At 60.7% G+C, this 7,426-nt stretch carries 8 protein-coding genes and 1 riboswitch; of the genes, 2 read left to right on the forward strand and 6 right to left on the reverse strand.

Annotation, left to right across the window (positions count from 1 at the left end):
• Nucleotides 1–106 precede the first annotated feature (106 nt).
• Nucleotides 107–1,033: an ABC transporter ATP-binding protein gene (locus GUY40_RS25240; protein WP_166571634.1), complete on the forward strand. Its 927-nt coding sequence runs from the start codon at nucleotides 107–109 to the stop codon at nucleotides 1,031–1,033.
• A complete protein-coding gene (locus GUY40_RS25245; RefSeq protein WP_166571635.1) occupies nucleotides 1,030–1,791 on the forward strand; it encodes an ABC transporter permease in 762 nt (253 codons plus the stop codon). The genes GUY40_RS25240 and GUY40_RS25245 overlap by 4 nt, the downstream gene beginning before the upstream one ends.
• Before the next feature lie 27 nt (nucleotides 1,792–1,818).
• On the opposite strand, the gene tenA is transcribed toward GUY40_RS25245, so the two are convergent.
• The 6 genes from tenA to GUY40_RS25275 all read right to left on the reverse strand — a co-directional run.
• Nucleotides 1,819–2,484, reverse strand: a complete 666-nt coding sequence (gene tenA, locus GUY40_RS25250; protein ID WP_166571636.1) for a thiaminase II — start codon at nucleotides 2,482–2,484, stop codon at nucleotides 1,819–1,821.
• A 3-nt stretch (nucleotides 2,485–2,487) separates the two neighbouring features.
• A complete protein-coding gene (locus tag GUY40_RS25255) occupies nucleotides 2,488–3,135 on the reverse strand; it encodes a TenA family protein (RefSeq protein ID WP_166571637.1) in 648 nt (215 codons plus the stop codon).
• A 79-nt stretch (nucleotides 3,136–3,214) separates the two neighbouring features.
• Nucleotides 3,215–3,325: riboswitch (TPP riboswitch) on the reverse strand.
• A 346-nt stretch (nucleotides 3,326–3,671) separates the two neighbouring features.
• On the reverse strand, nucleotides 3,672–4,274 hold the full coding sequence (locus GUY40_RS25260) for a hypothetical protein (protein ID WP_166571638.1): 603 nt from the start codon (nucleotides 4,272–4,274) through the stop codon (nucleotides 3,672–3,674).
• 576 nt (nucleotides 4,275–4,850) lie between these two features.
• Nucleotides 4,851–5,453, reverse strand: a complete 603-nt coding sequence (locus GUY40_RS25265; RefSeq protein ID WP_166571639.1) for a hypothetical protein — start codon at nucleotides 5,451–5,453, stop codon at nucleotides 4,851–4,853.
• Between the two features lie 463 nt (nucleotides 5,454–5,916).
• On the reverse strand, nucleotides 5,917–7,020 hold the full coding sequence (locus tag GUY40_RS25270) for a polyamine ABC transporter substrate-binding protein (protein WP_166571640.1): 1,104 nt from the start codon (nucleotides 7,018–7,020) through the stop codon (nucleotides 5,917–5,919).
• Nucleotides 7,017–7,426, reverse strand: a 410-nt coding sequence (locus GUY40_RS25275; RefSeq protein WP_256675864.1) for an ABC transporter permease subunit, incomplete at its 5' end; no start/stop codon positions are given. The genes GUY40_RS25270 and GUY40_RS25275, both read right to left, overlap by 4 nt.

Consider the following 7,426-nt stretch of genomic DNA (forward strand, 5'->3'; position numbering starts at 1 on the left):
TAACGGGCTTTTGTGGGAGCAAGGCTTGCCCGCGATGCTTTTAAAGCGGCAATTCCTATCCCACCGCCCTACAATTGCACACCCCTCGCCCGACAATGGAGCTCCTGTGCAGTCGGTGATTTCGGTTCAGAACCTGAACAAGACCTATGCGTCCGGCCACCCGGCGCTGAAGAACATCAACCTGCAAATCCACAAGGGTGAAATCTTCGCCCTGCTGGGCCCCAACGGCGCTGGCAAGACCACTCTGATCAGCATCATTTGCGGCATCGTCAATGTCGGCGATGGCCAGGTGCTGGTCGGTGGCAAGGACATTCGCGCCGATTACCGCGCCGCCCGCTCGCAAATCGGCCTGGTGCCCCAGGAGCTGGTCAACGACGTGTTCGAGACCGTCTGGGCCACCGTGTGTTTCAGTCGCGGGCTGTTCGGCAAGAAACCGAACCCGGCCTTCCTGGAACAACTGCTGCGCGACCTTTCGCTGTGGGACAAGCGTCACGCCAAACTGTACGAGCTGTCCGGCGGCATGAAGCGCCGGGTGATGATCGCCAAGGCGCTGTCCCATGAGCCCGATATCCTGTTTCTCGACGAACCCACCGCCGGTGTCGACGTCGAGCTGCGCCGCGACATGTGGGCGATGGTGCGGCGCCTGCGCGAGCGCGGTGTGACCATTATCCTCACCACCCATTACATCGAGGAAGCCGAGGAAATGGCCGACCGCATCGGCGTGATCCGCAAGGGCGAGATCATCCTGATCGAAGACAAGGCCACCCTGATGCACAAACTCGGCAAGAAGCAGCTGACCGTGCAGCTCAAACAACCCATGATCGCCGTGCCCGAGGCCCTCGCCGGTTACCCGCTGGAACTGCTCGATGACGGTCATGCCCTGGTGCTCACCTTCGACGCCCAGCGTGAACATACCGGCATCGCCGAACTGCTCAAGGACCTGGACCGCCTCGCCATCGACTTCAAGGATCTGCAGTCGAGCCAGAGCTCGCTGGAAGATATTTTCGTCAGCCTGGTGAGGGCTTCGGCATGAATCTGTACGCAATCCGCGCCATCTATAGGTTCGAGCTGGCGCGCACCTGGCGCACCTTGCTGCAAAGCCTGGCGACACCGGTGATCTCCACCTCCCTGTATTTCGTGGTTTTCGGTTCAGCCATCGGTTCGAGCATGACTCAGGTGCAGGGCATCAGTTACGGCGCCTTTATCGTGCCGGGGCTGATCATGCTGGCGCTGTTCACCGAAAGCATTTCCAACGCCTCGTTCGGCATCTATATGCCCAAGTATTCGGGGACGATCTATGAACTGCTGTCGGCACCGATCTCGTATCTGGAGATCCTGATCGGCTATGTGGGCGCCGCCGCCACCAAGTCGATCATTCTCGGTCTGGTGATTCTGGCCACGGCGCGCTTGTTCGTCGATTTCGAGATTCTCCACCCCTGGCTGATGGCGCTGTTTTTGGTGCTGACGGCCGTGTCCTTCAGCCTGTTCGGCTTCATCATCGGCATCTGGGTCAATGGCTGGGAAAAGCTGCAGGTGGTGCCGGCCTTGATCGTCACACCGTTGACCTTTCTGGGCGGCAGCTTCTACTCCATCGGCATGCTGCCGCCACTGTGGCAAAAGATCACCCTGTTCAACCCGGTGGTGTATTTGATCAGCGGCTTCCGCTGGAGCTTCTATGGGGTCGCGGACGTCAACGTCTGGGTCAGCATCGGCATGACGTTGGGCTTTTTGCTGGCCTGCATCGCTGTGGTCAGCTGGATCTTCAAGACGGGGTATCGGTTGCGGCATTGATGGGCAGGTGCGCCCCATTCGCACCGCTCAACGCGGCTGCGCATCCAACCCCATTTGCCAGAAGTCGGCCTCCAATCGGGACGCCGTGGCAAACACCCCGGTCAGCTCGACGAAACGCCGCTCGGTCATGGTCCGGGCAGCCAGCTCGTCCAGGTGCTTGCGCGCCTGGCTGGCCACTTGTTGGTAACCGTCCCCGGCGTATTCGCCAATCCATTCGCGGTACGGATGATCGCCCAGCGCCGCCACACCATTGGGGGCCAGGGCACGACCGATTTCGGCATAACCGATGACACACGGCGCCAGCGCCGCGTGCAGCTCCAGCAGATCACCCGCGGCGCCACAGTCGAGCACATAGCGGGTATAGGCAACCGTGGCCTGATGCTCCGGCGCCGATTCAATATCTTCCCGCGACAGCCCCCACCGCGCACACAAGCGCACGTGCAATTCGGTTTCGTCGAGGATCGCCGCCAGGCCCGCCTGAGCGGCACGAATGTCCGCCGGAGTGCGGCTCTTGTAGGCGGCCAGCGCCCAGGCGCGAGCGAACTGGATCAGGAACAGATAGTCCTGCACCAGGTAGGTCCGAAACGCCGCCTCCGGCAACGTGCCGGCGCCCATCTGGCGAACGAAATCATGGTCCACATAGCTGCTCCACTCGGCCGAGGCCGCGCTTTTGAGCTGGTCGAAAATATCCATCGGTCAACCCTCGATTGCATAGGCGGCGTCGAAAAACTCGCGTTCGAGTTTCACCGCGCGCAAGAAGAAATCAGTGCTCAGCGCCTCTTCGGCTGGCCCGACCCGGTCCAGCTCGGAGCGCAGGAAGGCGATGAAATCACGGAAGAACGGATTGTCGTGCAGGGTCACCCATTCGGCGTGCACAAAGTTGGGCGGCAGCGGCGTCGGTGCCTTGATGGCCCAATCCAGATACAGCCATTCGGCAACGTTAAGCACCGACAGCGCAGCGGCATAGGAACGGGTTTGTGCAGCTTCGCGCATGATTGCCTTGAAACCTGCGGTGGCGGGCGCATCCGGCGCCTCACGGCGCTGCGCCTCGGTCACGCCGAGGGCCTCGAAGGAGCGCAAGAAGTAAGTGTTTTCTTCGCCCGAGACCATGCCGGCAAAGCGGCCGAAACGCAGCCGCGCCTCAAAACTGTCCGCTGTGGCAATGGCCGCGCCGAGCAGGGTCAGGAAGCTGTCGAGGAAGCGATGGTCCTGGATCAGGTAGTTGGCCATCACCCGGTCATCGACGCTGCCGGCAAACAGTTCAGTGATAAAACGGTGCTCGACCGCCTCGGACCAGGTGGGCTCGCTCTTGCGGCGAAGGGTTTCGGTAAAGCGCTCGGTCATGGTGCTGTGCTCTCTAGATGGCGACAGCGAGACCGTGTTCAGCAGACAGGGACGGCCTCGCAGTGAGGCCGGCAAAAAGGCAGGTTCAAAGCCCCATCCCTTCGCCGGCATGATCCGGATCAGGTTCGAAGGGTCACCGCGCTGTGCCAGCGGTCTCTCAGCCCGTTGCCGGACTCCCCTTGGTGGCGTGATTCTATACAGGATGTGACCCTGAAAGTCACGCCACCTGATTCTGTAGGAGCACAGCTTGCTGGCGATAGATTCACCGCGGTGTGACAGATGCACCGCGGCGCCTGCATCGCCAGCAAGCTGTGCTCCTACGAGCTGAAGTGCCCCGCCCATTTTCGGCAGAAATAAAGATCGGTGTGGGAGCAGAGCTTGCTAGCGATGCAGGCTACGCGGTGTATCTGTCACACCGCAGCAAAACCATCGCGACGGTTCGGCGCCCCGACAAGCTTTACTCCCACACCCATCTCCATCCACGCCGGTTTTTCAGGCTTTGTGCGGTGTCTTCATTCTCGCAAAACCGACAACAGCTAAACCCCGCTCGAGCCTTCCAGCAACGCCTCAGTCAGCCCCAACGCCGCCTCAATGGCATGCAACGTCGCCCAGTGCAGCCCCTTCCCCGCCTGCGGCGTCAGCAAACACACTTCATTCGCCGTGGCATACGCCGCCTGCAGATACAGCGAAACATGCACCAGCACATCCTCCGCCATCACCCCACTGCGCACACTGAACATCGGCTGATCACAGGCCCCGAAATGCCCGAATGCCTTTTCGGCCGTCTTGCGAATCGTGCCGGGAATAAACACCCCGGTTGCATCCTTGGGCGGCAGCACCACGTCATCGGCACCGTTCAACAGCCCCTCGACCAACGCCCTGGCAGCCTCTACTGCCCAGACCGTGGACCAATGCAAGCCCGTGTCGAGCATGGGCGTGATGTTGTGGATCCGGGTGGAGGTTTCGAAGGCGGTTTGCAGGTGACGGGAAATGTGAGTCAACGCGTCTTCGGCGATAACACCACTGCGGACGTGGAAGAGCGATTCGTGAGCGTTGTTGCAGGAACTGAAGGGGGATTGAGCGGTTTGGAGGACGGTGGTGGGACGGAACGGTGGTGGGTCTGGAACGATCTTCATCATGGTGATACTCCTTTCGCCAAATGAAACCGCCAGCATCACTTGCAGATGATGGGTGGCGGCTACGTGCAGGTCTGCAAGACCGGGGCGAAAGGAACCCGGCAGGCCCGAAAGCCTCCCGCACGCAGCCACCATTAAGCGAATCACGGGCATAAAAAAACGCCAGCGATTTGGAGGTGGCGCTTTGCGCCTTTCACCATTTTGGGCTTGCAGACCCAGTCGCTGAATTTGCAGCGACGTGCGGGAGGTTAGCGTGATTGAAAGGGATGGGCAATAGCTGTAGGAGCACAGCTTGCTGGCGATAGATTCACCGCGGTGTGACAGATGCACCGCGGCGCCTGCATCGCCAGCAAGCTGTGCTCCTACGAGCTGAAGTGTCCCGCCCATTTTCGGCAGAAATAAAGATCGGTGTGGGCAGAGCTTGCTAGCGATGCAGGCTACGCGGTGTATCTGTCACACCGCAGCAAAACCATCGCGACGGTTCGGCGCCCCGACAAGCTTTACTCCCACACCCATCTCCATCCACGCCGGTTTTTCAGGCTTTGTGCGGTGTCTTCATTCTCGCAAAACCGACAACAGCTAAACCCCGCTCGAGCCTTCCAGCAACGCCTCAGTCAGCCCCAACGCCGCCTCAATGGCATGCAACGTCGCCCAGTGCAGCCCCTTCCCCGCCTGCGGCGTCAGCAAACACACTTCATTCGCCGTGGCATACGCCGCCTGCAGATACAGCGAAACATGCACCAGCACATCCTCCGCCATCACCCCACTGCGCACACTGAACATCGGCTGATCACAGGCCCCGAAATGCCCGAATGCCTTTTCGGCCGTCTTGCGAATCGTGCCGGGAATAAACACCCCGGTTGCATCCTTGGGCGGCAGCACCACGTCATCGGCACCGTTCAACAGCCCCTCGACCAACGCCCTGGCAGCCTCTACTGCCCAGACCGTGGACCAATGCAAGCCCGTGTCGAGCATGGGCGTGATGTTGTGGATCCGGGTGGAGGTTTCGAAGGCGGTTTGCAGGTGACGGGAAATGTGAGTCAACGCGTCTTCGGCGATAACGCCACTGCGGACGTGGAAGAGCGATTCGTGGGCGCTGTTGCAGGAACTGAAGGGGGATTGAGCGGTTTGGAGGATGGTGGTGGGACGGAGCGGTGGTGGATCGGGAACAATTTTCATCATGACGAAGCTCCTAACGTAAGAAAGGAACTACCGGCATCACTTGCAGATGATGGGCGGTAGCCGTGCGCGGGTCTGCAAGACCGGTACGTTAGGCACCCGGCAGACCCGAAGGTCTCCCACGCACGACCACCATAAATCGCAGGCAAAAAAAAGCGCCTGTTCAGTATGGGTGGCGCTATGCGCCTAACATTTGGGCTTGCAGACCCAGTCGCTGAATTTGCAGCGACGTGCGGGAGGTTAGCGTGATTGAGGGGGATGGGCAAGGCTTGCCTCAATGCCTGTAGGAGCGGACCCGGCCGCGATGGGCCGCGCAGCGGCCCCTTGGGCCTGTGACATCTACAAATCAGCGTGCGAGTGCCGGCGGTTTCAGAATCGCCGGGGCCGCTTCGCAGCCCATCGCGGCCAGGTCCGCTCCTACATGGACGTGCTCCGGTAGGGCTGCAGAGCAGCCCCAGGCCCTCGATCAAAGCCCCGAACGAATCTTCGTCCAGGCCCGGTTCATGTAGCGCTGCGAAGCCATCGGCAAATCCGCAATCGCATACAGCGTCGACAGCACTTGCTCCGGCGGGTAAGCACCCGGATCGGTGCGAATCTCTTCATTCACCAATGGCGTGGCCGCCGCGTTGGCATTCGGGTAGCCGACGGTATTGCTGATATCGGCCATCACCTGCGGGCGCATCAGGTAGTTCATGAACAGGTAAGCGCCCTCGACGTTGGCGGCGTCCTTGGGCATGGCGACCATGTCGTAGAAGCTCCCTGCCCCTTCCTTGGGAATGCTGAAGGCCACGCGCCCAGGCGCACCGGCTTCTTCGGCGCGGGCCTTGGCCTGGTGGATGTCGCCGGAGTAGCCGACCGCCACGCAGATGTTGCCGTTGGCCAGGTCCGAGATGTACTTGGACGAGTGGAAATAGGAGATCGACGGGCGCACCTTCAGGAACAACGCTTCAGCCTCGGCGATCTGCTGTTTGTCCTGGCTGTCGGTCGGGTAACCGAGGTAATGCAGGGCAATCGGCAGTACTTCGGTCGACGAGTCGAGGAAGCTCACGCCACAGGCCTTGAGTTTCTCGACGTACTCGGGCTTGAACAGCAGGTCCCAGGAGTTCACCGGCGCATCCTGGCCGAGCACTTCACGGACCTTCTGCGGGTTGTAGCCGATGCCGATGGTGCCCCACATGTAAGGGAACGCATGGCGGTTGCCCGGGTCGCTCGCTTCGACGTTTTTCAGCAAGGTCGGGTTGAGGTTTTTCCAGTTCGGCAAGCGCGACTTGTCCAGCTCCTGGTAAACCCCGGCCTTGATCTGCTTGGACAGGAAGCTGTTGGACGGCACCACGATGTCGTAGCCCGATTTACCGGTCAAAAGCTTCGCTTCCAGGGTTTCGTTACTGTCGTAGACGTCGTACACCACTTGGATGCCGGTCTCGTTCTCGAACTGTTTGATGGTGTCGGGAGCGATGTAATCGGACCAGTTGTAAACGTGCAGCACCTTGTCATCGGCCTGGGCGACGGCGGTGGCCGCCATCGCGCTCATAAAGGCAGCGGCCATCAGAGTCCTGCCAAACATCATCATGTGTACAACTCCACTTTTCTTATGGGTTCACGCGCAGACCGCTCTGAAGGGGACGGCGACGCAACGCTTTCTTCCATCGCCAACTGGATCGAGCGTTTACGGCTGATTTCGGCCCGGCGGCTGAACCACCAGACCAAAAAGGTCACGAAGGATACTGCCAGCAGAATCAGGCTGGCGACGGCGTTGATCTCTGGTTTCACGCCCAGGCGCACCGCCGAGAACACTTCCATCGGCAAAGTGGTCGAACCCGGGCCGGACACGAAGCTGGCCAGCACCAGATCATCCAGCGACAGGGCGAAGGACATCATCCCGCCCGCCGCCAGCGACGGCGCGATCATCGGGATGGTGATCAAAAAGAACACCTTCCACGGCCGCGCGCCCAGGTCCATGGCCGCCTCTTCGATCG

Origin of the sequence: Pseudomonas sp. R5(2019), assembly GCF_009905435.1 — a bacterium.
Lineage (GTDB): Bacteria > Pseudomonadota > Gammaproteobacteria > Pseudomonadales > Pseudomonadaceae > Aquipseudomonas.